Origin of the sequence: Amniculibacterium sp. G2-70 (assembly GCF_014353055.1) — a bacterium.
GTDB lineage: Bacteria > Bacteroidota > Bacteroidia > Flavobacteriales > Weeksellaceae > Amniculibacterium > Amniculibacterium aquaticum.
In genome coordinates, this window is record NZ_CP060698.1 from 1,410,189 (window position 1) to 1,435,557 (window position 25,369).

The 25,369-nt window shown below is 35.8% G+C and carries 20 protein-coding genes; 12 read left to right on the forward strand and 8 right to left on the reverse strand.

Translation table 11 applies throughout. The features are described 5' to 3' along the window. Window positions 1-274: 274 nt before the first annotated feature. A complete protein-coding gene (locus H9Q20_RS06545; RefSeq protein ID WP_124641435.1) occupies window positions 275-1,465 on the forward strand; it encodes a phosphoglycerate kinase in 1,191 nt (396 codons plus the stop codon). Between the two features lie 114 nt (window positions 1,466-1,579). Here H9Q20_RS06545 and H9Q20_RS06550 read toward each other — a convergent pair whose 3' ends face one another. The 7 genes from H9Q20_RS06550 to H9Q20_RS06580 form a co-directional block, all read right to left on the reverse strand. Further along, window positions 1,580-2,398, reverse strand: coding sequence for a class I SAM-dependent methyltransferase (locus H9Q20_RS06550; RefSeq protein ID WP_124641437.1), 819 nt, complete (start codon window positions 2,396-2,398; stop codon window positions 1,580-1,582). 2 nt (window positions 2,399-2,400) lie between these two features. Further along, window positions 2,401-3,027 (reverse strand): YiiX/YebB-like N1pC/P60 family cysteine hydrolase, encoded by a 627-nt coding sequence (locus tag H9Q20_RS06555; protein WP_187477324.1) that lies wholly within the window; start codon window positions 3,025-3,027, stop codon window positions 2,401-2,403. Between the two features lie 30 nt (window positions 3,028-3,057). Further along, window positions 3,058-4,920: a tRNA uridine-5-carboxymethylaminomethyl(34) synthesis enzyme MnmG gene (gene mnmG, locus H9Q20_RS06560; RefSeq protein WP_124641441.1), complete on the reverse strand. Its 1,863-nt coding sequence runs from the start codon at window positions 4,918-4,920 to the stop codon at window positions 3,058-3,060. Window positions 4,921-4,987: 67 nt separating this feature from the next. Then, window positions 4,988-5,398 (reverse strand): rRNA maturation RNase YbeY, encoded by a 411-nt coding sequence (gene ybeY, locus H9Q20_RS06565; protein WP_124641474.1) that lies wholly within the window; start codon window positions 5,396-5,398, stop codon window positions 4,988-4,990. 4 nt (window positions 5,399-5,402) lie between these two features. Beyond that, window positions 5,403-7,565, reverse strand: coding sequence for a patatin-like phospholipase family protein (locus H9Q20_RS06570; protein ID WP_187477325.1), 2,163 nt, complete (start codon window positions 7,563-7,565; stop codon window positions 5,403-5,405). Continuing rightward, window positions 7,565-10,012, reverse strand: coding sequence for a bifunctional UDP-N-acetylmuramoyl-tripeptide:D-alanyl-D-alanine ligase/alanine racemase (locus tag H9Q20_RS06575; protein ID WP_187477326.1), 2,448 nt, complete (start codon window positions 10,010-10,012; stop codon window positions 7,565-7,567). The genes H9Q20_RS06570 and H9Q20_RS06575 overlap by 1 nt, the downstream gene beginning before the upstream one ends. Next, window positions 10,013-10,597: a thymidine kinase gene (locus H9Q20_RS06580; protein ID WP_124641447.1), complete on the reverse strand. Its 585-nt coding sequence runs from the start codon at window positions 10,595-10,597 to the stop codon at window positions 10,013-10,015. Between the two features lie 60 nt (window positions 10,598-10,657). Between H9Q20_RS06580 and H9Q20_RS06585 the strand changes: the two genes are divergently transcribed. The 10 genes from H9Q20_RS06585 to lepA all read left to right on the forward strand — a co-directional run bounded on the left by H9Q20_RS06585 (window position 10,658) and on the right by lepA (window position 23,567). Further along, the gene (locus H9Q20_RS06585; RefSeq protein WP_124641449.1) at window positions 10,658-11,725 is read left to right on the forward strand and encodes a hypothetical protein; all 1,068 of its coding nucleotides are present in this window, start codon (window positions 10,658-10,660) and stop codon (window positions 11,723-11,725) included. Window positions 11,726-11,804: 79 nt separating this feature from the next. After that, window positions 11,805-13,190 (forward strand): UDP-N-acetylmuramate--L-alanine ligase, encoded by a 1,386-nt coding sequence (gene murC, locus H9Q20_RS06590; protein ID WP_187477327.1) that lies wholly within the window; start codon window positions 11,805-11,807, stop codon window positions 13,188-13,190. A gap of 167 nt (window positions 13,191-13,357) precedes the next feature. Further along, window positions 13,358-14,029, forward strand: coding sequence for a 16S rRNA (cytidine(1402)-2'-O)-methyltransferase (rsmI, locus tag H9Q20_RS06595; protein ID WP_124641453.1), 672 nt, complete (start codon window positions 13,358-13,360; stop codon window positions 14,027-14,029). A gap of 93 nt (window positions 14,030-14,122) precedes the next feature. Beyond that, window positions 14,123-14,866: a 3-oxoacyl-[acyl-carrier-protein] reductase gene (gene fabG / locus H9Q20_RS06600; RefSeq protein ID WP_124641454.1), complete on the forward strand. Its 744-nt coding sequence runs from the start codon at window positions 14,123-14,125 to the stop codon at window positions 14,864-14,866. A gap of 70 nt (window positions 14,867-14,936) precedes the next feature. After that, complete coding sequence (locus tag H9Q20_RS06605; protein WP_187477328.1) at window positions 14,937-15,518, forward strand: nucleosidase; 582 nt, start codon at window positions 14,937-14,939, stop codon at window positions 15,516-15,518. Between the two features lie 122 nt (window positions 15,519-15,640). Then, a complete protein-coding gene (gene glmM, locus H9Q20_RS06610; RefSeq protein ID WP_124641459.1) occupies window positions 15,641-17,023 on the forward strand; it encodes a phosphoglucosamine mutase in 1,383 nt (460 codons plus the stop codon). 249 nt (window positions 17,024-17,272) lie between these two features. Then, window positions 17,273-18,649 carry a tetratricopeptide repeat protein gene (locus H9Q20_RS06615; RefSeq protein ID WP_187477329.1) on the forward strand — a complete coding sequence of 459 codons (1,377 nt, stop codon included), beginning with the start codon at window positions 17,273-17,275 and terminating at the stop codon, window positions 18,647-18,649. A gap of 239 nt (window positions 18,650-18,888) precedes the next feature. Continuing rightward, entirely contained in the window at window positions 18,889-21,081 is a 2,193-nt protein-coding gene (locus H9Q20_RS06620) for a carboxypeptidase-like regulatory domain-containing protein (protein WP_124641463.1), read from the forward strand. 115 nt (window positions 21,082-21,196) lie between these two features. Continuing rightward, window positions 21,197-21,676, forward strand: a complete 480-nt coding sequence (locus H9Q20_RS06625; protein ID WP_124641465.1) for a hypothetical protein — start codon at window positions 21,197-21,199, stop codon at window positions 21,674-21,676. A gap of 94 nt (window positions 21,677-21,770) precedes the next feature. Next, on the forward strand, window positions 21,771-23,567 hold the full coding sequence (gene lepA, locus H9Q20_RS06630) for a translation elongation factor 4 (protein ID WP_124641467.1): 1,797 nt from the start codon (window positions 21,771-21,773) through the stop codon (window positions 23,565-23,567). Between the two features lie 69 nt (window positions 23,568-23,636). Here lepA and H9Q20_RS06635 read toward each other — a convergent pair whose 3' ends face one another. Next, window positions 23,637-24,518 carry a cupin-like domain-containing protein gene (locus H9Q20_RS06635; protein WP_124641470.1) on the reverse strand — a complete coding sequence of 294 codons (882 nt, stop codon included), beginning with the start codon at window positions 24,516-24,518 and terminating at the stop codon, window positions 23,637-23,639. 192 nt (window positions 24,519-24,710) lie between these two features. On the opposite strand from H9Q20_RS06635, the gene H9Q20_RS06640 reads away from it, so the two are divergent. Further along, on the forward strand, window positions 24,711-25,352 hold the full coding sequence (locus tag H9Q20_RS06640) for a hypothetical protein (RefSeq protein WP_124640437.1): 642 nt from the start codon (window positions 24,711-24,713) through the stop codon (window positions 25,350-25,352). Window positions 25,353-25,369 lie beyond the last annotated feature (17 nt).

Genomic DNA, 25,369 nt, shown 5'->3' on the forward strand with positions numbered 1-25,369 from the left:
GTACTATATTTCATTGTTATTCAATATTTTACAATGTGAATAAGAAAGTGAATAAGACTCTAAAAGATGGGTATAATAAAATAAAAAAACTTATCCTCATAATTCACAATACTCAACATATAACAACAGTATATATTTTTATAAAAGAAAAAAAATGATGATAATATGAGTAAATGAATCTTGTGGAAATTTATGCTCAGCAATTTCTTTTTTCAATTTTTGAAATTGTAAATTTGTAGAACAAAAAATACGAAAAACTTTCTAATTAATATAAATGAAAACAATTAACGATTTCAATTTCAAAGACAAAAAAACTCTTGTCAGAGTTGATTTTAATGTACCTCAAGATTCTAATCTTAATGTTACGGACAATACCCGAATTGTAGCTGCTAAGCCAACCATCGAGAAAATTTTAAATGATGGTGGTTCTGTCATATTATTGTCGCACCTGGGACGCCCAAAAGGAAAAGAAAGTAATGAATTGTCTTTGGTGCATATTGTTCCTGAAATTGAGAAAGTTTTAGGAAGAAAAATAATCTTTTCTAACGACTGTATTCAAGAAGATGCTCATGAAAAAGCATCAAAATTGAATCCTGGAGAAGTATTGCTTCTGGAAAATTTAAGATTTCATAATGAAGAAGAACAAGGCGATTCCAAATTTGCCGAGTCCCTTTCAAAACTTGGAGATGCGTATGTAAATGATGCGTTTGGTACGGCACATAGAGCTCATGCCTCTACCTCGGTTATTGCAAATTATTTTCCTCAAACTAAATTTTTCGGTTTATTAATGGCTAAAGAATTACAAGCCATAGATAAAGTCTTAAATACGGGTGAGAAACCTGTAACTGCAATAATTGGTGGATCTAAAGTTTCTTCAAAAATTACCATCATAGAGAATATCTTACCTGCTGTTGACAATCTGATTATCGGAGGTGGTATGGCTTTTACATTCGTTAAAGCTCTTGGTGGACATATTGGAAATTCTCTTGTTGAAGAAGATAAAATGCAATTGGCAATAGATATTCTAGAGAAAGCAAAACAACATCATGTACAGGTATGTTTACCTGTGGATGCTGTAATTGCTGATGCATTCTCTAACGATGCCAACATCAAAGTATGTGATATATACGAAATTCCTGAAGGGTGGATGGGATTGGATGTCGGTCCAAAATCCAATGTTATTTTCCATGATGTATTGTTAAATTCTAAAACCATACTTTGGAATGGACCTGCTGGAGTTTTTGAATTATCTAATTTTGCTGCTGGAACTGTTGCATTAGGAGATGGTATTGCAGAAGCAACTAAGTTGGGAGCATTTTCTTTAGTTGGTGGAGGAGACAGTGTTGCTTTTGTAAAACAACATGGGTATGAAAATAAAGTTTCTTATGTTTCGACCGGTGGAGGTGCAATGTTGGAAAGTTTAGAAGGTTTAGAACTTCCAGGTGTTGCAGCGATCAACAAATAATTCTTAATAACTTAATATAAATATAAAGTGGAATCCATTATTTGGGTTCCACTTTTAATTTTTAGAGAATTTCTGGTAAAATTGACCTTTGTAAATAGGTTAAAAATCGATTTTCTATTTTTTTTTGATAATATATATCAAACTAGAAAATTCTCCAGTTTTTGATGCTTTAAAATTAGAAATTGCTCCTCTAATTCCTCCAAGAATCCAAAATAATGGATTTTTCTTATATTTTTCGCTTAAAATTGAAATATAATACGAATCGAGTAGTAGAGGTTTTATTTTATCCAATTTCCAATTTTCATTGTTCATTAATTTTTCCATACCCGATTTTGTAAAATGAAAAAGGTGTCTTGGTACATCATAAGCAGCCCAAAATTCTTTATAATAAATTGCATCGTGAGACGAACAATTGGGTACGGCAATAATTAAAGTTCCATTGCTTTTTAATTTTTGATGAAAAAGATCTAAGATTTCTTTTTGATTTTCGATGTGTTCAAAAACATGCCAAAGCGATATAACATCTAAACTTTCATTTTCTATTTCGTTAAAATTTGAAATAAATTTAGTTTTGCTAGTTTTTTGTTTAGCAAAATTTCGTGCACTTTCATTGGGTTCATAGCCAAAAGTTTGTACATCATTTTCTATAAATTTTAAAAATTCACCGGCACCACAACCGTAATCCAAAACTTTGGCATTATGAAAAGTTTCTTTAGCCAGTAAATTTCTTTTATAATTCAGATTAAAAGATTGTGCGAATTTATAGATTTTCTCTTTCAAAGAATTGGAATCTTGATGGTGAGAAATGTATTCTTTACTTTCGTAATATTTATCTAAATTGGATGGAGTGGGGTAGGTCTTGAAGATTCCTTTAATATCGGTTTCTTTAATTTCAAATGTTTCTCCACTAAGAAAATGATCTTTTATTTTCATTATTATATTTCTAAAAATATTAGTTTTAGTTTTTTTGATCTTGATAATTGATTGGGGTTGGTTCCTGGTTTACCTTGTGGCACTTCCATATCATATTTTTGATAGTAGTTGATCCAGTATTCATCAATTTTGTTTGTTTTTAGGTTCATGAAATTCATAGGTATCAGTTCAAAAATACCGCAATCACGATAGGATTTTTCAATAAAATCAGAGCAGTAATAGGAATTATCATCTTGGACATATCTAAAATTGTATGGTTTTCCAAGCATTGAATTTGCTTTTAAAACTGCATTGTTTGTACAAGTACTGTCTTTTACTCTGTACAATCCTAACCTTTTATTCAGACGATGTTGTTTTCTAATGAACTTTGAGAGTTTAATTTTTTCACTTCCTCTTTTTGAAGAAGCGTGTAGAATGTATTTTCTATTTTTATTAACTTCTATCAATGCAACATGGTCGAACGATATACGGTTGCTGTCATTTTTTGTGACTCTGTCAATTGCTCCAGAAAGATTTTTATTCTCCGCTTCTATGAATAACAAATCTCCGTTTTTGGAATTTCTTGTAAAGATATTCGAATGACATGAGGTTAAACTTAAGATAAAAATTAAGTAAAGGAATAATTTCATAATAGTATGTTTCACGTGAAACATTTTATTTTATCGTCCAAGATAGATTAATAATACATTGATATCAGCCGGTGAAACTCCAGATATTCTGGAAGCCTGTGCTATTGTTGAAGGTTTTATCTTGATGAATTTTTGTTGAGCTTCTGCAGATAAAGATTGAACCTTTTTGAAATCAAAATTTTCTGGAATTCTAATGGTTTCCATTCTATGAAGTTTAGCAACATTTTCTTTTTCCTTTTCGATATATCCTTTGTATTTTATGTTGATTTCGGCTTGCTCAATCTGTTCTTCATTGTATTTTTCCAATTCATTTTTAATGCTTTCTAATGCGGAAAGTTTATCCAGATTGATATTCGGTCTGGTTAAAAATTGTGCAGCTCTATATGCTTGATCAACAGGATTACTTTCGTTTTCTTCTAAGATAGGGTTGATCACAGAAGGTTTTAAAGAAAGTTCTCTTAGATAAGTTTCAAGTTCAGAACTTTTTTGGATTTTCTCTTCAACTTTTCTTAATCTAAGATCGTTTGCAAGACCTAAATTATGCGATTTTTCAGTTAAACGGATATCTGCATTGTCTTGACGAAGAAGTAGTCTGTATTCGGCTCTAGAAGTGAACATTCTGTACGGTTCTTCTGTACCTTTAGTGATTAAATCATCGATAAGTACACCAATGTAAGCTTCGTCCCTGCTTAAAATAAATTCGTCTTTAGAATGCACTTTTTGATGCGCGTTGATCCCTGCTATCAATCCTTGTCCTGCTGCTTCTTCATAACCTGTAGTTCCGTTGATTTGTCCCGCAAAATACAGGTTTTCTATCAATTTTGTTTCCAGTGTATGCTTCAGTTGAGTAGGTGGGAAATAATCGTATTCTATGGCGTAACCCGGTCGGAAAACTTTTACATTTTCAAATCCAGGAATGTGTTTCATGGCTTTTACTTGTATGTCTTCTGGTAGAGATGAACTGAATCCGTTTACATAGATTTCTATGGTATTCCAACCTTCTGGTTCAACAAAAAGTTGATGTCTATTTCTTTCTGCAAAACGATTGATTTTATCCTCAATACTTGGGCAATATCTTGGACCAATACTTTGGATGGTACCATTAAACATAGGGCTTTTTTCAAAACCTTCTCTTAGAATATCGTGTACAGTTTCGTTGGTATAGGTTATGTAACAGCTTTTTTGTTTGGTAAGCTTTGGGGTATCAAGATAGGAGAATTTTTGTGGGTTTTCATCGCCTTTTTGTTCTTCCATTTTTGAATAGTCCAAACTTCTTCCGTCAATTCTTGCAGGAGTTCCTGTCTTCATTCTACCGGCATCGAAACCCAAACTAGTTAATTGTTCTGTGATACCAAAAGCTCTGGGTTCTCCCATTCTACCACCACCCAGTTGTTTGTCTCCAACATGGATCAGTCCGTTAAGAAAAGTACCGTTTGTAAGTATGACAGACTTTCCTTTTATTTTAATACCAAGTGAAGTGATAACCCCTGTTACTTTGTTATTTTCAACGATTATGTTTTTAACCATGTCTTGAAAAAAGTCGAGATTCATGGTTTTTTCTAATGTTAATCTCCATTTTTCAGCAAAAAGCATTCTGTCGTTTTGTGTTCTTGGAGACCACATGGCTGGACCTTTGGATAGATTGAGCATTTTGAATTGAATGGCAGATTCGTCTGAAACAATTCCAGAATATCCGCCTAATGCATCAATTTCTCTTACTATTTGTCCTTTTGCAATTCCGCCCATAGCAGGGTTGCAACTCATCTGACCGATGGTTTGCATGTTCATGGTAATTAATAAAGTTTTTGATCCTAAGTTAGCTGCTGCAGCTGCTGCTTCGCAACCTGCATGACCACCACCTACGACAATAACATCATATATATCACTTATCATTTTTTTTTTGATTTTTATATTTTTAAAAGAAGAATTTTATAAAATGTTTCACGTGAAACATTTTGTTTTATTTTAATAATTTTAAATAATAATCTTCTTTATATCGCATTAGTTTTTCCTCTTCTTCCGTTTTGTCTTTGTAACCGCACAAGTGCAATAAGCCATGCGCAAGCACCCGATGTAGTTCGTTTTCGAAGCTTTTGTTGTGTTGATTGGCATTGTCAATAATGCGCTGCAAAGATACGAAAATATCACCCGATATGGTTTTTCCTTTTACATAATCAAAGGTAATGATGTCCGTATAATAATCGTGATTCAAATAATCTTGATTGACTTTTAACAAATAGTTGTCATCGCAAAAAATGTAATTAAGAGTACCTATTTTTTTAGATTCATGAAGAATTAGATCTTCTAACCAAGAGGTTGTTTTTGATGCGAAATCTATAGTTTCAATATTTTCAAAATGGTAGTGTATCATAATTTTAAAACCAATGTCCCAATATGACATTGAATATTTTTTTATTAAATTTTGAGTCTGTACTGTAGTTCAATTTAATTTGTCCAAAAGGGGATTTGTAACCTGCGGTTATTCCTAATCCATATTTTTTAACGGTAAAAAGTTCTTTAATATTGATTGTAGAAAATGGATTTGCAAAATCAAAATTCGTACTCAGATAGAATTTTTTATTGTAATTTCCTTCTAAAATTACGGATGTAGAAAGTAAATTTTGTGAATTTTCTTCACCAAAATTGTTGCCACTAAATGCTATAAAATTTCCTAAATTTTGCTCGAACAAGCCACCAAATCTATAGGTGTAAAAATAGGGTATTTGGTTGCCAATACTGAAACCACCAAACATGTTCATTCTGTAGGTCAAATATTTTTTTAATGGAATATTGATGGTGGCGTTAATTTTTGCCTGAAGTGAATTTTTTTCTAATGTAGAATTCAATACATCTAAAATTTTTCCTTCTGCATTAAGATAAAAACCACGAGTAGGAAACTCTTTATCGTCCTGTGTGTCTGTTTTTATGAATAGATAAGGATTAAGATAGGTTTTGTCCAATTGTATTGTTTTTGCAATCTCTTTGGACTGGAAATAGTCTAAACTTATACCACCACCAATGGCAAATTTATCTCTCCAAATGGATTGCAAATACGCTTCATTTCTAAACCAATTCCATGTCTCGACAGGATCTCCATAGGTATTGTTTAGGTTGAATGACATTCCTGAAGAATAAATTCCGAATCCTGGAATGTATCCGTTATCAATAAAATAATTGTAATAGTATCTCGGTTTGTCGCCAATTACCACATCCAAAGTAATGGTAGAATTTCTGAAGATAAGTCTTTTTATGGTCGCATTCATCAACAATCCGGTATGAAAAATTTCATCATAATGAAGCCCAAATTTCAGATAAAATCGTGTATCGTTTTCTGTAACATTTAATTTTAAAACTTTTTTATCCTCAACATCATTGATTTCATAGGATATCAAATCATAATTATTGGTAGCATACAACTTTTCTATCATCCGGTTGATGCTGCCATAGGTCTGCATGGATGGTGTTTTTAGACCCAATTTACCTCGGACATAGGATGTGTTAAAAATATTGTTGTTTTCCAATGCCAAGCTGTCTATTTTATACACCGATGAGTAAATGTTGCTATAACTTGCTTTGGTATCTTTATTAATTTTTTTAGGAAGTTTTTCTAGAATATTGATGTAACCCAAAGCCGCTTCTGATCCCAGTTCAATAATTTTTTTCTTGTCATCGTAGCTTGTAGCTGTTAGTCCTTCCAAATTGGGTTTGATGTTGATATCGGTATATTGATACTGGTTTTTGGTTTCTTTTTGAATGTTAAAGTCGATAACTTGATTGAGAATATCTACAGCCGAATTTAGATTTTTAGAATCGGCTAAACCTTGATTTAGATCTACGCCAATTACAACATCCATACCTTTATCTTTTAATGGTTTTGACGGATAATTTACAGTAATGGCACCGTCTATGTACAAAGAATCTCCAACTTTAACAGGATCTATTAAACCGGGAAAGGCTGTGCTTGCCATAATGGAATTGACCAAATCTCCATTTTCAAATATTTTCTTTTTACCATTTTCTAGATTGGTTGCAATGCATAAAAAAGGAATTTGAAGTTTGGAAAAATCGTTGACATTGGACACATTTTTAAATAATTCTTTTAGGAAATATATATTTTTTTGTCCCTTAGAATAGGCTTTAGGTAGAAAATTAATTTTACCATTTTTTATAGGAATATTCAGTATGTATTTGTCTGTGGCTTTATTAAAAAAAGTAGATTCTTTTCTGTTTTTTTTATTGGCTAAAATGGAGTAGAAGTCGATTTCTTTTACCATTTTTTCTATTTCTTTACCCGAATATCCGGAGGCATACAAACCACCAATTATGGCTCCCATACTGGTGCCAGAGATGTAATCTACCTTTACACCCAAAGAGTCCAAAACTTTCAGTACCCCAACATGGGCAAAGCCTTTAGCACCACCACCCGAGAGGGAAAGTCCTATTTTGGCATTTTCAGGAACGACGAAGTCCTTTTTTACCTGAGATTGTAAAAAAGTATAGAGAAAAAATAAGATGAATAAAACCGCTTTTTTTGTCATTAATTCTTAATATAAACTCTTTTTACCCTTCTCGAAATGGAAGTTAATACTTCATAAGGAATGGTTTTACAATATTCCGAAAATTTTTCAAGATTAGGATTTCCATTAAAAATACACACTTCATCGCCTTCTTTGGCGTTGGACTGGCTTACATCTACCATCAACATATCCATACATACATTACCAACAATGGGGTATAGTTTTCCGTTTATCCCTACAGATCCCACTTTATTTCCTATGGATCTCGGTATTCCGTCGGCATAACCCACAGGGATGGTGGCTATTTTTGTAAGATTTTCCGTTTTATAATTTCTGTTGTATCCTACAGATTCTAAAGCCTCAACTTCGGAAATTTGAGAAATAACCGTTTTAAAACTTACAGTTCTTTGAAGCTTTTTACTCATTTCTTCATCTCCTGATATCCCGAGCATCCCAATTCCTATCCTTACCATGTCGAATTGATATTTGTGATAATTATTGATTCCAGCAGAATTAAGAATGTGTCGAATGGGTTGATAGTTCAATCCTTTTATTAGAGCCGATGAAACACGATCAAAAGTTGAAATTTGTTTCAGGGTAAAATCTTTTTCTGATGGAATGTCCGATGATGAAAGATGGCTGAATATGCTTTTAACTTTCAGATTCATGCTACCAAGTTTCCCCACAAGCTCTTCAATTTCACGCTCCTTGAAACCCAATCGGTGCATACCGGTTTCCAGCTTGATGTGTATCGGATATTTGCCTTCCAAACCTTTATTTTTAAGCTGCTCGTAAAATAAATCCAAAACTCGGAAGCTATAAATTTCGGGTTCCAAATTATAGTCAATAACCGATTGATAACTGTGTTGCTCGGGATTCATCACGATTATAGGTGTGGTAATTCCATTTTTCCTCAAATCAACTCCTTCATCGGCAAAAGCCACACCAAGATAGTCGATGTGGTGATGTTGCAAAAACTCAGCAATCTCATATCCACCTAATCCATACGAGTAGGCTTTTACCATTGCCATCATTTTGGTTTCTGGTTTTAGAAGCGCTTTGTGAACATTGATGTTGTGAAGGATAGCGTTCAGATTAACTTCCAATACCGTATCGTGTTTTTGCAATTCCAGGTGGAATTTTATTTTTTCTATTTCAAATTTTCTAGCTCCTTTTAGTAAGATTAATGAATTTGAAATTTGGTTGATTTCTTGGCTAACAAGTAGTTTTTCTGTACTATCAAAAGAATAAGTTTCGGTATTGAATTCATTTTCAAGCTTCCTTATTTCTTTTCCTATCAAAAATAATTGGTCAAAATTTTGTTCGTTGGTCAGTTTTACCACCTCAGAATAAAGATTTTCTGTATTTTTACCTTCCACGAAATCCGTAAGAACCAATACTTTACGATCTTTTTTATATTCTTTTATAAATTGATAAGCAATAATTAACGAGTCCAAATCCAGATTGAATGAATCGTTGATCAAGGTATTGTTTCGTACGCCTTCTACACTTTCCAATCGCATTTCTACGGATTTCAGAACATTTATCTTATCAACAACCGTGTGGTAATCGTAGTTTAAATGACAAAGAACGGCAATAACTGCCAAGGCATTGGTTAAGGTTGCGGAGTCTCTTTTGCTAACCGGAAGGATAAAAGAGTCGTTAAAACATTGTATGATTAAATCTTCATTTTTATTGTTCCAATCGTTTTGTATGCGAATGTTGTTGTTGGAATTTAATCCAAAAGAAATTAGATTTTTATGGGAATAGTGTTGCTGTATTAATTCGTTTACCAAAGCGTGATCTCCGTTGTAGATGATGGTTTCTGAATTCTTAAACAATAGAAGTTTTTCCAAGATCAGTTCTTTTTCATCATCAAAATGAGCGGCATGGGCAGAACCGATGTGGGTAAGAACTCCAATTTTTGGAGAAAAAACATGTTCCAATTTTTCCATTTCTCCTTTTTTTGAAATTCCGGCTTCAAAAATTCCAATTTCATGGTCTTTGGAAATGTCCAACAACGATAGAGGCAATCCCAACTGAGAGTTGAAACTCTTGGGACTTTTTACGGCTTTGTAGTCGTTCATCAGACTTTGATACAGCCATTCCTTAACAATGGTTTTTCCGTTGCTCCCGGTAACACCAATCGATATCAATTCTGTAAATTGTTTGAAATGGAATTCTGCTAATTTTTGTAAAAAAGAGATTCCATCTTTTACAATAATCCAAGTTATGCCTTCGGAATTTTGTGTAATTCTCTCGGCTATAATAATTTTTACTCCTTTATCAATAACCGATGAAATGTATTTTTCACCAGAATTTTTCTTGGTATTGATGGCAATAAATGCCGTATTTTGGGTGGAGTAGATGTTTCTACTGTCAAAAGCGATTTTACGGATATGCAAGTTTTCATCACCAATCAACTCGGATTGTGTGATGTATGCAATATCTCTGGTCGTGTAATTCATTTAGTATTTATTTAGAACTTCATCCACAAAAACCCTTCTACTGACCGCCTCGTAACTATCGGTTTCTCCCAATTCGACAAGGTTTTCTCCAGAAGTTGTTCTCATAGAATAGTTGGCTAAGTTTCCTGTTTTTCTGCAAATGGCGTGCACTTTGGTTACATACTCAGCGGTTGCCATAAGATAAGGCATTGGTCCAAAAGGCCTGCCCAAAAAGTCCATATCCAGTCCTGCAATAACAACTCGTATGCCATTATTGGCCAGTTGATTGGCGACATCAGTAATGTTTTCATCAAAAAACTGAGCTTCGTCTATCCCAATGACATCGCATGTGGATCCCAAAAGCAAAATTTCGTGCGAACTTTCAACAGGAGTACTCAATATTTTGTTGTGATTGTGCGACACCACTTCTACATCATCGTATCGGGTATCAATTTTTGGTTTAAAGATTTCCACTTTTTGCCCCGCCATTTCTGCACGCCTCAACCTTCGGATCAGCTCTTCGGTCTTCCCGGAAAACATTGATCCACAGATTACTTCCATCCATCCACTTTGTTTTGCGTGGTTTATTGTATTTTCTAAAAACATTTATTAAATTAGCCGTAAGAATTAAATTTCAAAATTAAGGAAATTTTAATCAAGTCTATTATGCAAAACTTAGTTGATATCGAGGAAAAAGTTTTTTTTGAATGCCAAAACATCCTCGAAAGCCTTTCGAAAATTACCAATAGAGACGAGCTATTGCTCAAACAAGATTTGTTGAACGAACTTACAGAAAGAGTGGCTTTCCTAAAGGTTCTGGATAAAAACAAAGACAGTCTACTATCAAAAACTCAACAAGAAACTCAGCTCATCAACGAGACCGAGTTGTACGAAAACGAAATGTTTATCGACGAAAGCGAAGCATTGGATACCGATAACCAAGAGTTGGAAGAGGTTATTTTTAATAATGAATTGAATGAAATAAATTCTGAAGAATCCGAAGAAATTGCAGTTGAAACATCTGAAATTTCAAATGAAACCCATGAAGTTTTTGAAGAGGCAGTTGTGGACAATCAACCTGAAATACCTGCTGAATCGTTTGAAAATTCAAAGGAAATTTATGAAGAATCGATTAATGATTTGGATGATGAACTTCCTGTTGCCGAACTGATGAAAGAAGATGGAGATGATGAAAATCTTAGTATTTCTGATGAAATAAAGGTTGAAACCGATATAAAATCCGAAGATTTGCCCAATAGAGGTAAAATTGTAGATTACGAAAAAAACGATCCTAAACCATCCGAGAAAACGGTATATCTGGAAAGCGAACCCAAAGCTCCTGAGGATAAAAAAATCAGCCTGACCCAAATAAAAGGAATGAAAATGATCGAAAGCCTCTTTGACGACGATCCTTTGGAAAGGGTAAACCCACACCATCCAATCCTTGAAAAACCTCTTGTTGAAGCAAAAACAACAGTTGAAGAGGTAAAAACCATCGCGACTAAAAAGAAAATAGAATTTCGATTGGACATGAACGATAAGATTGCATTTTCTAAATTTTTATTCGACGGAAGTCAATCGGAAATGAACGAAACCATCTCCATCCTGAATGGTTTTGATACCCTAGAACAAGCCAAAGAGTATCTTAGCGATTTGTATTACGATAAAAAATGGGACAAAGTAGATGACTATGCACAGCGACTTTGGACCTTGGTCGAAAACAAATTTTTATAAACTAAAATCCCTGAAAAGGGATTTTTTTTGTTACTTAGCATCGGATAAATTTCAAATAATTTTTTTGAAAGTACTTTTTATGATTAAAACAATTTCGGATTTCAAAAATCCATTTTTTATAGGTGTAGCAGGGGTAGGCATGTCTGCTATTGCCCAATATTTGCAAGGTATAGGGAAAAATGTTTCGGGAAGTGATCGTTATTTTCACCCGGACGAATACAACAAAACCAAAACTCAACTAGAAACCGAAGGTATTTCCTGCTTTCTACAAGACGGTAGCGGTATTACCGAAAAAACCGATCTTGTAGTGGTTTCTACAGCAATAGAAGACACGGTTTATGAAGTACAAAAAGCCAAAGAATTGGGGATAACAATCATCAAAAGAAGCGAGCTGCTGTCCATTATTGCCAAAAGCAAAAGAACCATTGCTGTTGCCGGAACTTCTGGTAAATCGACCACATCGGCTATGTTATTCCAAATTTTATTGGATGCAGGATGGGATCCCAGCGTAATTTCAGGAGCCGGACTTACCAGCATCATCAAAAAAGGAAAAATAGGAAATGCCTATGTTGGGAAAGGCGATTGGCTGATTATTGAAGCCGATGAAAGCGACGGATCTGTAGTGCAATACCACCCAGAAATTGGTTTGTTACTGAATGTGGACAAAGACCATCAAGAAATCGACGAATTGATGGACTTGTTCGGTCAGTTCAAAAAAAATACAACAGGACTGTTTGTTGTTAATCAGAACAATAAATATTCAAAACAATTATCAACAGATGCAAATCAAGATTTTGGATTTGAAAATAACAAATCGGGTTACAATGCCACAAATTTTGTTCAAGATGGTTTTCAGCTGAGTTTCCAACTGCGAAATCAAGTTTTTAAAATGAATGCCATTGGTCAATATTCTGTTGAAAATGCTACTGCTGCAGTAGCTGTACTTCACCAAATAGGAATAGATCTGGAAACTTGCGCCAAAAGCCTAGAAAATTACGAGGGAATCTACAGAAGGCAACAAATCTTAGGAAATAAAAACGGAGTTTGGGTCATTGACGATTATGCCCACAATCCTGCAAAATGTGCTGCGAGCATTAGAGCATGTCAACCGCTTTCCAACAAGGTTATTGCATGGTTTCAACCGCACGGTTACGGCCCTACACGATTTCTCAGAAAAGATTTTGTTGATGAAATTTCACAAGCACTTCGCCCGAATGATGAAATCTGGATGTCCGAAATTTTCTATGCCGGAGGTACTACTGTCAAAGATATTTCGGCCAACGATTTGGTTAATGATATCAAAATAAAAGGTTCAAAATCCCATTTTGTTGAAGACAGAAACAACCTATCCAAAGAACTAAAAAAAGTTTTAAAATCCGGCGATGTCCTTTTATTGATGGGCGCGAGAGATCCTGGACTGGAAGATTTTTGTAAAGATTTGTACGAAAATTTATCATTAGATTAGACCACTGGTCAAAACCTCAGACTGTCCATCGATGCTTACTTTTCTACTTATAAAATAGAGAGTTCCGTAGAAACGGCCAATATACAGGATTGGATATTTTCCATCCTAAAGATGCATAAAAAGCGATTTATCAAAATTGGAATAAATTCCAACAAAAAAAATAAAAAATGAGCGGGATCCTATATTTTGTACCAACACCCGTAGGTAATTTAGAAGACATGACCTTTAGAGCCATCAAAGTTCTAAAAGAAGTCGATTATATTTTGTGCGAAGATACCCGAACTTCTGGGGTTTTGCTCAAACATTTCGAAATATCCAAGCCTTTGCGTTCCTATCACCTTCATAACGAGCATCAGGCAACTGAAAAAGTAATACAAGATTTGAAGGACGGACAAAACATTGCCATCATCACAGATGCCGGAACACCAGGCATTTCGGATCCAGGATATCTCCTGGCAAAAGCAGGTGCCGATAACAATGTCGAAATGATTTGCCTTCCGGGAGCAACGGCTTTTGTACCGGCATTGGTGGTCTCTGGACTTCCCAATCACGACTTTTATTTTGCAGGTTTTTTACCTCAAAAAAAAGGAAGACAAACCAAATTAAAACAATTGGCAGAAGAAAAGAAAACCATTATTTTGTACGAAAGCCCACACAAGATCAATACGACTTTGGAACAAATAAAAGAGTATTTTGGCGAAGAAACTCGGGTGAGCCTGAGTCGTGAGATTTCCAAAAAATTTGAAGAAACCAAAAGAGGAACCATCAACGACTTGATTGATTTTTCCAAAAGTAAAACTTTAAAAGGAGAAATTGTATTAATTGTGAATAATGCTTAATCGTTTTTAATTGATTTCAAGCCCAATAAGAAATTAACAAAGTCGTGCATAATTTTTCTAAATTTGCATCATACATAAGAAAATAATAAAATCATGAAATTACTCGAAGGAAAAGTAGCCTTAATCACAGGCGGAACAAGAGGAATTGGAAAAGGAATTGTAGAAATATTCGCTGCGCAAGGTGCCAAAATAGCCTTTACCTACGCAGGTTCTGTAGAAAAAGCTCAAGAATTGGAAACTTTATTGGGTGCTGTAACTCAGATCAAAGCCTATCAATCGGATGCCTCAGATTATGAAGCCGCTCAAAAATTGGTCGATGATGTAATGACTGATTTTGGAAAAATCGATATTCTCATCAACAATGCCGGAATTACGCGCGATAACCTGATGCTTAGGATGTCCAAAGAAGATTGGGACACCATCATCAAAGTCAATTTGGATTCGGTATTTAATCTAACCAAAGCGGTTATCAAACCGATGATGAAAGCAAAAGCAGGATCCATCATCAACATGACTTCTGTAGTTGGGGTCAAAGGCAATGCAGGACAAGCCAATTATGCAGCTTCTAAAGCCGGTGTTATTGGTTTTTCTAAATCCATTGCTTTGGAGTTGGGCTCTAGAAACATCCGTTGCAATGCCATTGCTCCAGGTTTTATAGAAACCGAAATGACTGCTGCTTTGGATGAAAAAACCGTACAAGGTTGGAGAGAAGCAATCCCTTTGAAAAGAGGAGGTCAACCGGAAGATGTTGCCAATGCTTGCGTGTTTTTGGGCAGCGACATGTCGGCGTACATTACCGGTCAAGTAATGAATGTGGATGGCGGAATGCTTACCTAAAATTTGTTGATATAATAATAAATACAACTTTGGGAAAGCTCGACTTTTCCAAAGTTTTTTTTGAATAAATATGAAAAAAATAACCCTAAAAAAATCCGAATTTCAAAGACCACTTTTCGTCTTTGCAATGAAAGAAGAAGCCGTAAATTTGTTTGATGATTATCAATTGATTTTTACAGGATTAGGCAAGATCAATGCAAGTTATGAATTAACAAAAGCTATTGCCAAATATGCTCCTGATATCATCATTAACTTGGGTACAGCCGGCAGTACTTTGTTCAACCGTGGCGAAGTGGTTTGTTGCAATCAATTTGTACAAAGGGACATGGATGTTTCCGCCTTAGGATTTGAAAAATTCAAAACACCATTTGCAAAAGAAGAATCCATTTTAAAATACGGATTGGAATTGGACGAGCTGAATCTAGGAACCTGTGGCACTGGAGACTCTTTCGAAACCGAACATCGCAATACCGAATACAATGTGGTGGACATGGAAGCCTATGCATTGGCTGCGATTGCCCAAAGAGAACAGATCCCTTTTCTTTGCTTAAAGTACATTTCGGACGGTGCAGATGACAACGCTGTGGACGATTGGAATGAAGGGGTAAAAAAAGCTGCAAAAGCTTTGAAATCTTCTCTGGGATTGGACTAATCCATCTTTGTGGATAAAGTTTAGGATAGATTTAACACCGTGTTAAGCGGTTTACTTTTACTTTTCCGTAAATTTGCAAAAATTTAAAAATAACCATTTCAAATTCAAACTATTAAAATTTTATGTCATTAATTAAATCAATATCCGGAATCCGTGGTACCATAGGTGGAAAAGTAAACGACAACCTTACCCCTTTGGATGTAGTAAAATTTGCTTCGGCCTTCGGAACTTGGCTTCAACAAAATAAAAATTCTAAAAATTTAACCATCGTTATCGGTCGTGATGCCCGAATTTCTGGACAAATGGTATCTTCCTTGGTGGCATCGACCTTACAAGGTTTAGGGATCAATGTGATCGATTTGGGACTTTCTACCACACCAACAGTAGAAGTGATGGTGCCCGAACTGAATGCAGACGGTGGGATTATCCTAACCGCTTCTCACAACCCAAAACAATGGAACGCCCTGAAATTGTTGAACGATAAAGGCGAATTCATCAATGCTGAAGAAGGAGCTAAAGTCTTGGAATTGGCTGAAAATGAAGATTTCGACTATGCTCAAGTGGACGATTTGGGATCTTACGAAACCAGAAACGACGCTTTCGATATCCATATTCAGAAAATTTTAGACTTGCCAATGGTGGATGCAGAAGCCATAAAAGCTAAAAAATACAAAGTAGTTTTGGATGCTGTTAACTCAACAGGGGGAATTTCCTTGCCACCATTGTTGGAAAAACTGGGTTGCGAAGTGGTAAAATTATACTGCGAACCAAACGGTCAATTTCCACACAATCCAGAACCGTTAAAAGAGCATCTTACCGATATTTGCGAATTGATGAAAACCGAAAAAGCCGATTTGGGCATCGTGGTCGATCCGGATGTAGATCGTTTGGCTCTTATCGATGAAAACGGCGAAATGTTCGGTGAAGAATATACTTTGGTTGCTGTAGCCGATTATCTTTTGAAAAATAAAAACGGAGTGGCCATTTCTAACCTTTCATCCAGCAGAGCCCTGAGAGATGTTGCCCACAGACACAATTCAGAATATTTTGCATCGGCAGTGGGTGAGGTCAATGTGGTGAATTTGATGAAAGAAAAAAATGCCGTAATCGGTGGCGAAGGCAACGGCGGCATCATCTACCCGGATTTGCATTACGGAAGAGATTCCTTGGTAGGCGCAGCTTTGTTCTTGACGCATTTGGCCAAAGAAAATAAAAAGGTTTCAGAACTTAGAGCTTCTTATCCGCCTTATTTTATGGGGAAAAAGAAAATCGATTTGCTCCCAACCATCGATGTAGATGCCTTGTTGGAAAAAATGAAAGTTGAATTTAAAGATCAAGAAATTTCAACAGTGGACGGAGTGAAAATTGATTTCCCAGGAAATTGGGTACACCTAAGAAAATCCAATACCGAACCGATTATCCGAATCTATACCGAAGCTCCAACGCAAGAAGAAGCCGATAATTTGGGCGATAAAATGATCGCTAAAATGAAATCGTTAATTTAGAAAAAACTTAGAGCCTGTTTAAATTTTATATCTAGAATTTTTGTAAAGATATTTAGATGGATTTTGGGTTTTAAAATTGAAGTTTTAGCAGGCTAAAACAAAAATTTAAAATGCAAAATACGCTAAATAGAATACAAAAAGGCAGATAAGAAAGATTAGAAATAGCCGAATTATTATATCGGTAAAATTTTAAATAGGCTCTAAGATTAGCATCATTTTTGATGGTGTTTAATTTAAAAATAAACCATTTTGGAGGAATTTTTTGAAAACGAACTGATTGTAAAGTTCGAAAATATGATTGAGAATAATGAAGAAACCTACTTTGATACCGACGAGTTGGAAGAAATCATCATTCATTATCTCGAAATTGGAGATGTAGAATTGGCAGAAACCGCAGTGAATTTTGCAACCAAATTGCACCCGGATTCTATTGAAGTGAAAACCAAAAAATTAGAAGTCCTTTTGGAATTGGAACACTATTCAGAAGCCAAAATCATCATTGAAGAACTGAAAGACACATCCGGAGACAGCACCGATTTTTTGGTGTGCTGTGCCAAATACTACTCCAACCTTGGACATACCAAAAAAGCCATTGAATATTGCGAAATGGCTCTGCAATTGGGCGATGAAGAAAATTTCTTGCACAATTTTATTGCCGACGAATTGGTCAATATCGGCGATCCTTTCAATGCCCTAAAGCATTATCAATTGGCACTGAAAGCCGATGCACAAGACGATTATGCCTTGGAAAACGCCATGTTCTGCTTCAACCGACTCAACAAATCCGATGAAGCCATCGACTTCCTAAACCATTATTTGGACCAGTTTCCCTATTCCGAAACCGCTTGGATGGAGTACGGACAGTATTATTTCAACAAAAAAAATTACGAAGAAGCCCTAAAAGGTTTCGATTTCCTTTTGGCCATCAACACGACTTCTGTTGGGGTATATGCCAATATTGCAGCATGTTACGAAGCAATGAAACTTTGGAAAAACGCCATCTCCACCTATGAAGAATCCATGGAATACGAATTTACCAAAGCCTATACATTCTACAAAATTGGACTTTGCTACAAAGAAATGAAGCAACTGACAGCGGCGCTCAATGCATTTCAAAAATCACTTCGAGAAGACCCTCAGTTTTATCTCGCGATGATGGAACAAAGCGAATTGTACGAAGAAATGGGCAGCATGAAAGAGGCCTTGCATTTCGCAAGAGAAGCAACCTTTCTCAACACCAACAATTTGGACTATCAAAAAAAATTAGCATATCTGTACATAGAAGCCGGCCGTTACGAAGAAAGTTTGGAATGTTTGGTCAGATTGATCGATGCCGAACCCGACCGCTTCTACAATTGGTATGCCTACACCGAAGTTTTGATGCTCATTGGCGAATACGAAGAAGCCGTAACCGCCCTGAAATTGGCCATAGAAAAGAACGAAAGAGCAGAATTGTATTACCAATTGAGCAACTCCTATTTCCACCTAAAAATGAACAAGGAAGCCAACAATGCATTGGCACAAGCCATTTTCTTAGACGCTTCGTTGTTAGAAGATATGAAAATGAAATATCCAACCCTAAAATCCGAAGTCAAGAAAGTCAAGTCCGGAAAAAAAGGATTATAATTTTTTTTCTTTGGGCAGCTTTTCCGCCTTCCGCTCCCAATCTTTTTTTGCCCACGCTTTTCAAAAAAACCTACAAAAGCCAGCCGTAAAAAAAGGATTTCCGCTCAAGTCGGGCTGCAACCACTCAGGAGAGATACAGATCTTAACATGAACAAGCAATAACCGTTTGAAAATTTTTTTCAAACGGTTTTTAATTTTATTCTAATTTTGTGAAATCAAAAAAAATATGAATAAAAACCATGAATAAAATTATTTTCTTTTGTGTAACGGTATTGTTTTTTCAATTTTCATTTTCACAAATTACCATTTCCGGAACGGTAACTTACAGAAACAAACCGGTTAAGGATGTCAGCGTAACCCTAAAAGACACCTATGACGGAGCAACTACAGACGGCAACGGTCATTATTCCTTCACAACCGAAGAAAAAGGAAAAAAAATCTTGGAATTTACCCATCACAAATATGTAGAAACCTCGGTGGAAACAAACATAACATCAGAAAATATCCTTCAAAACGCAACTTTAAAAGAAAAGATTAATGAAATAGATGCTGTGGTCATCACCGCAGGAAACATAGAGGCAAGCGACAAAAATCGAGCAACAGCACTGCTTTCTCCCATAGATATATATACAACAGCCGGAGCTGACGGACAGATATCTTCAGCACTTAATTATCTACCGGGAGTACAAAAAGTAGGCGATACCGAAGGCTTGTTCATCCGCGGAGGTAGCGGTACAGAAGCTAAAATTTTTATGGACGGCTCTTTGGTCAACAATTATTTTTCGACCTCCATCCCAGGAATGGCAGGGAGAGACCGGTTCAATACTTCGCTTTTCAAGGGTAATGTTTTTTCCAGCGGTGGATATTCTGCACTCTATGGACAAGCTTTGTCAGGAGCACTGATGTTGGAAAGTGTCGATTTGCCAGAGACTTCTTCGTACGATGTAGGGATATCTCCCATTTTTATCAACGGAAGTTTTCAACATTTGTCCAAGGATAAAAATCATTCTTTTGGAGCCAGTTTGGGCTATTCCAATCTTAGATTGATGCAAAAACTTCTTAATTTTAATACCCATTTTACAAAAGCTCCGGAAGATTGGTCTGCAGATGCCAATTTTAGAATCAAAACAAAATCCGGAGGGATGTGGAAATACTATGGCAATTTCGACCAAGGAACAATGAAGGTTCAAAATGAAAGTTTAGAAGCCAATTCAGACCAAACGGAAACCGGCCTTAATTCATTAAATACCTACCACAACCTTTCATTCAAACAAAAATTCGGAAGTTATTTGTTAAAAATAGGAACTTCTGTGGCCTATAACCATTCCGATTTGTACTTTTATAGCTACAATTTGGGACAACAAATATCGTATTTTCCATTGCAAAACAAAGGAAATTACTGGAATGGAAAAGCAGTGGTCGAAAGAAAACTGAATGCAGTTTCGGCCATTAGAGCCGGTTTTGAACTGAATCAAAGTAAAGAGAGCAACAATTACGGAAAGGATTTTCACGATTTTATTTCATCGGGTTTTGCAGAAATGGATTGGGCTTTTAGCAACCGATTTTCAACCAAACTTGGAGCTAGAGCAGAGCATTCCGATTATTTGAATAAAATGAATTTTTCCCCAAGAATGGCTTTGGCCTATAAGCTGTCCTCCGACTGGATTAGCTCTTTGGCATACGGAGTTTTTTATCAAAATCCGGATAGCAAATACCTGAACTACCCACTTTCTTTGGGCTATCAAAAGGCCGAGCATTATATTTTTCAATTGCAAAGAAATGCAGACGGAAGAAGTTTAAGGATGGAAGCGTTTTACAAAAACTATTCTAATCTGGATAAAACCCTAAGCAATGGATTTTTTCAAAATACAATCAACAATGATGGCTCTGGAAAAGCAAAAGGCATCGAACTTTTTTGGAGGGATAAAAAATCTTTGAAGACCATAGATTATTGGGTTTCTTATTCTTACCTCGATACCGAAAGAGAGTTTCTTAATTATCCGTCGTTTTTAGTACCCACATTTGCTGCCAAACATACCTTATCCGTTGTTGCTAAAAAATTTGTAACCAATTGGAAAACAGGATTCAATCTGTCATATACTTACAATTCCGGAAGACCTTTTTACGACATTGCCAACAACGGTGGACAGAATTATTTAAGAAATTCGGGATGGGTGAAAGACTATAATTCTTTGAATTTTTCCGTGAACTATTTGCCCAATCTCGGCAAACAGGATTCTAAATATTTTACCGTTTTGGTGCTGAGTATTTCCAACATTCTGGGATCTAAAAATGTGTACGGATATCAGTTTTCACAAGACGGAAGCCGAAATGCAGCAACAGTTCCTCCCATTGGTTCTTTCGTTTTTATTGGGGCGTTCATTTCTTTTGGTGTGGACAAGACCAACGATGCCATTAACAACAATTTGTAAGCTAAATTTTGTTTAGAATGATTTGTATATTGCTGAAAAATAGATAATTTTGCAATCTGATTTTTAATGACCTCATTGGAAATCATAAAATGAAGAAAATTATTTAAACTAAAACATGAAGAAATTTTTGTTTTTTGCATCCTTATTCGTTTCATCCATCTTTTTCGCTCAAGACCTTGAGGATCGATTGGAAATGAATACAGAGAACAGCAGAAATATCAACCAACTTGAAATTAAAAAACCATTTTTCCAATTAGCAATTAAAGATTGTGATATTTTGTCACCGGCGCAATTTGAAGGCGGAACTTATGCCTTTAGTTCACTGCTCTCAAAGTATATGATGACCTATCTAAATTCGGATATGTATCGACTAAATGGAGATTTTTCCTTTGTCATTACCATCAACAAAGAGGGCGATGTAACAGATGTAGAAGGACATCCTGAAGTGCCCAACAGCAAATATTTTTTTGAAGATATGAAATACATTTTCAGAAGAATTAATAAAAAATGGAAACCAGCAACTTGTGTGGGAGTACCAACAACTTCCAAAGTCAAGATCAACATGACTTTTTCTTCCATGGGAATTGAAGTCTGATTTTTGAAAAAATAATACTTAAATCCTCTAAGAACAACTTTTTAGAGGATTTTTTATTTGAAAATACTACCTTTGCAAATTATCAGAAAACTGAATGAAAAATATCCGTAATTTTTGCATCATCGCCCACATCGACCACGGTAAAAGCACCTTGGCAGATAGGCTTTTAGAATATACCAATACCGTAACCCAAAGAGAGCTTCAGTCTCAGACTTTGGACGATATGGATTTGGAGAAAGAAAGAGGAATCACCATAAAGTCTCATGCCATACAAATGGATTATGAGTACAAAGGAGAGAAATTTGTTCTTAACTTGATTGATACTCCCGGACATGTGGATTTTTCTTACGAGGTTTCCCGATCTATTGCCGCATGCGAAGGGGCTCTTCTTATTGTAGATGCTGCACAAAGTATTCAGGCGCAGACCATTTCCAATTTGTATTTGGCGCTGGAAAATGATCTGACCATCATCCCAATTCTTAATAAAATCGATCTTCCATCCGCCAATCCAGAAGAGGTAACGGATGAAATCATGAACCTTATTGGTTGCGAATACGAAGATGTATTAAGAGTTTCTGGAAAAACCGGTGAAGGGGTACATCAGTTATTGGAGCAAATTGTTGAAAGAATTCCTGCTCCAGTTGGTGATCCAGAAGCACCACTTCAAGCTCTAATTTTTGACTCGGTTTACAATCCTTTCCGAGGGATTGAAGCCTATTTTAAAATTGTGAACGGGAGCATAAAGAAGGGACAGAAAGTAAAATTCATGGCAACAAGCAAAACTTACGATGCCGATGAAGTGGGAACCTTGAAACTGAAACAAGCTCCAAAAAAATCCATAGAATGTGGAGATGTTGGATACATCATCTCAGGGATTAAAGACGCTAGAGAGGTTAAGGTGGGAGATACCATTACCTCTGCCGAAAATCCTGCTCTTGCAGCGATTGAAGGTTTTGAAGAGGTTAAACCCATGGTTTTTGCCGGAATCTACCCGATTGAGTCCGAGGATTTTGAAGAGCTGAGAGCTTCTTTGGAAAAATTAAGACTGAACGATGCTTCTTTGGTGTTTGAAGCCGAAAGTTCTGCAGCCTTAGGCTTTGGTTTCCGATGCGGATTCCTAGGGATGTTGCACATGGAAATCGTACAGGAACGATTGGACAGAGAGTTCAACATGAATGTGATTACTACCGTTCCCAATGTATCGTACCACGGTTATACCAAAAAAGATCCTGAAGAAGCCATTTTAATTAACAACCCTTCCGAAATGATGGATCCAACCACCATGGACAGGGTAGAAGAGCCGTACATTAAAGCATCCATCATCACAAAATCGGATTTTGTAGGATCGGTTATGACTTTGTGTATCGAGAAAAGAGGCGAGTTGGTTAACCAAAGTTACCTAACCACCGATAGGGTCGAGTTGGTATTCAATATGCCATTGTCCGAAGTGGTTTTCGATTTTTATGATCGCTTGAAATCCATTTCCAAAGGATATGCATCTTTCGACTATCACCCAATTGGTTTCAGACCGTCAAAATTGGTAAAAATGGACATCCTGATCAACGGAGATATGGTGGATGCTCTATCTTCACTGATCCACGATAGCAACGCATATTATATCGGTAAGAAAATGTGCGAAAAACTGAGAGAACTGATCCCGAGACAACAATTCGATATTGCAGTTCAGGCCGCTTTAGGAACCAAAGTAATCGCCAGAGAAACCATAAAAGCTTTAAGAAAAGATGTTACGGCTAAGTGTTATGGAGGTGATATTTCCAGAAAAAGAAAGCTTCTAGAAAAGCAAAAAGAAGGAAAGAAAAAGATGAAACAAATCGGTAGAGTAGAGGTGCCACAATCTGCATTTATGGCAGTACTAAAACTGAACGATTAATTTTAAAAGTATAGAAATAAAAAGGGATGCAAGTTGGTTTGCATCCCTTATTTTATGTAAAAGAAAATGTTATTTTGGCAAATGGGATTTTAAAGCTTTTTCTGCACGGATAATGGCCAACTTTTCTTTCCAATCCATGTAATTTTTTTTAAACTTGGATTTCATGATATTGTCAAACTTTCTCTGGACGGTCAAATTCCAGAGGGAATGTGCTTTTACAGCCCACGACTTGTCCCAAGCTCTTAATGAAATGGAAAAACTTCCATCCAAATATTTCATCCAATGCCACCAACCTGTAGGCATAAAAAGCGTATCACCATGTTCTAGGAAACACTCAATACCTTCGACTCCTTTCAGTGCTGGAAATTTTTCGAAATCCGGATTGGCAATGTTATAATCCTCCAAAGCATAAGTGGCATACGGGATTTGGTACAATCGCTCTTTCCATTTATAATCAAAAAGCAAAATGTGCTTTCTGCCGTTAAAATGCGTGTGGAAGATGTGCGCCATATCGATATCAAAATGCAGGAAAGTTTCAGAACCCTGACCACCAAAAAACATGGTAGGATATTTGTCTAAAAAGCCTCCCATCAAATCTTTTGGAAAAATATAATCGTTTAGCAATCCCGGAGCTCTTTTTATAGGGTCGAATAAGAAAATCCTAAGATCGGTTGGTTGGCTTTGTATCAAGTCGATGTAGTCTGCAAACTTCATTTCTGCCGCGGAGGCGTTGATAGGAGCAGAAGGATCGGCCTTGGAGCTGTCGTAGAGCGGTACCGTAACATCACCCACCACTTCTTTCATGTAATCCATGGTCCATTTTTGAAAAGCAGGCCATTTTTTAGCCATGTTTTTAATAACCACCGGCGTCCTTGTTTTTAGGTATTTTTCTTCAAATTCTTCTTTGCTAATGTCTTCAACAACATCTATTGGTTTCAGGATCAGTCCCATAATACTTGTGCTTAGAATAGCAAAAATATTAATTTTTTTAAAATTTAAAAAGCGTATTATTTTTTTAGGTGAATAAAATAAATGTAAAATTTATGATTATCCATTGAATGGTATAAAAAAAAATAAAATAATTTTAAAAAAATCCTATCTTTGACAAAGAAAATTAAGATAAACAATAAAACAATATAGAAAATGAAAAAAATATTTTTCACTTTAACTTTAGTTTTTGCAAGTGCTGTTGCCTACGCCCAAACAGCATACGAGAAAGTAATGTCAGAAAAAATCGCTCTTTTGGATAAGGCACAAACCGCAGATGATTACCAAAAATTGATGAACGATTTTGATAGAATCGGTACCAAAGAGCAAAAAGAATGGTTGCCGTATTATTACTCGGCATATTCTGCTCTACAAAAAGGAAGATTAGAAATGAGAACCGGAAAGACGGACAATCTGGATTTCTATGCCGGAATTGGAGAGAAGTTTGCAAACTTGGCCAACTCCATCAATCCAAGTGCCGAAAATCATATTTTGTTGAAAATGAGCTATACGCTAAGAATGCTGGTGAACCCACAAGAAAGATACATGACTTATGGGGTGAAAGCCAATGAAGAATTGGCAAAAGCTGAAAAAATGGATCCTAACAACCCAAGAATTTCTTTGCTAAAAGCAGAAGATATTTATTTTACACCTGCACAATTTGGAGGCAGTAAAGAAAAAGGGTTGGCACTTTTCCAAAAAGCATTGGACCAGTACAAAGCATACAAAACCAGCTCGACCATCGCTCCCAACTGGGGACAAGCCGAAGCCGAGTATTTTTTGGCTAAAAAACCTTAATCCATCAAAGTTTTTAT

Coding starts and splice junctions, on each gene's coding strand:
- H9Q20_RS06545 (WP_124641435.1), top strand. CDS start 275: ATGAAAACAATTAACGATTTCAATTTCAAAGACAAAAAAACTCTTGTC.
- H9Q20_RS06550 (WP_124641437.1), bottom strand. CDS start 2,398: ATGAAAATAAAAGATCATTTTCTTAGTGGAGAAACATTTGAAATTAAA.
- H9Q20_RS06555 (WP_187477324.1), bottom strand. CDS start 3,027: ATGAAATTATTCCTTTACTTAATTTTTATCTTAAGTTTAACCTCATGT.
- mnmG (WP_124641441.1), bottom strand. CDS start 4,920: ATGATAAGTGATATATATGATGTTATTGTCGTAGGTGGTGGTCATGCA.
- ybeY (WP_124641474.1), bottom strand. CDS start 5,398: ATGATACACTACCATTTTGAAAATATTGAAACTATAGATTTCGCATCA.
- H9Q20_RS06570 (WP_187477325.1), bottom strand. CDS start 7,565: ATGACAAAAAAAGCGGTTTTATTCATCTTATTTTTTCTCTATACTTTT.
- H9Q20_RS06575 (WP_187477326.1), bottom strand. CDS start 10,012: ATGAATTACACGACCAGAGATATTGCATACATCACACAATCCGAGTTG.
- H9Q20_RS06580 (WP_124641447.1), bottom strand. CDS start 10,597: ATGTTTTTAGAAAATACAATAAACCACGCAAAACAAAGTGGATGGATG.
- H9Q20_RS06585 (WP_124641449.1), top strand. CDS start 10,658: ATGCAAAACTTAGTTGATATCGAGGAAAAAGTTTTTTTTGAATGCCAA.
- murC (WP_187477327.1), top strand. CDS start 11,805: ATGATTAAAACAATTTCGGATTTCAAAAATCCATTTTTTATAGGTGTA.
- rsmI (WP_124641453.1), top strand. CDS start 13,358: ATGAGCGGGATCCTATATTTTGTACCAACACCCGTAGGTAATTTAGAA.
- fabG (WP_124641454.1), top strand. CDS start 14,123: ATGAAATTACTCGAAGGAAAAGTAGCCTTAATCACAGGCGGAACAAGA.
- H9Q20_RS06605 (WP_187477328.1), top strand. CDS start 14,937: ATGAAAAAAATAACCCTAAAAAAATCCGAATTTCAAAGACCACTTTTC.
- glmM (WP_124641459.1), top strand. CDS start 15,641: ATGTCATTAATTAAATCAATATCCGGAATCCGTGGTACCATAGGTGGA.
- H9Q20_RS06620 (WP_124641463.1), top strand. CDS start 18,889: ATGAATAAAATTATTTTCTTTTGTGTAACGGTATTGTTTTTTCAATTT.
- H9Q20_RS06625 (WP_124641465.1), top strand. CDS start 21,197: ATGAAGAAATTTTTGTTTTTTGCATCCTTATTCGTTTCATCCATCTTT.
- lepA (WP_124641467.1), top strand. CDS start 21,771: ATGAAAAATATCCGTAATTTTTGCATCATCGCCCACATCGACCACGGT.
- H9Q20_RS06635 (WP_124641470.1), bottom strand. CDS start 24,518: ATGGGACTGATCCTGAAACCAATAGATGTTGTTGAAGACATTAGCAAA.
- H9Q20_RS06640 (WP_124640437.1), top strand. CDS start 24,711: ATGAAAAAAATATTTTTCACTTTAACTTTAGTTTTTGCAAGTGCTGTT.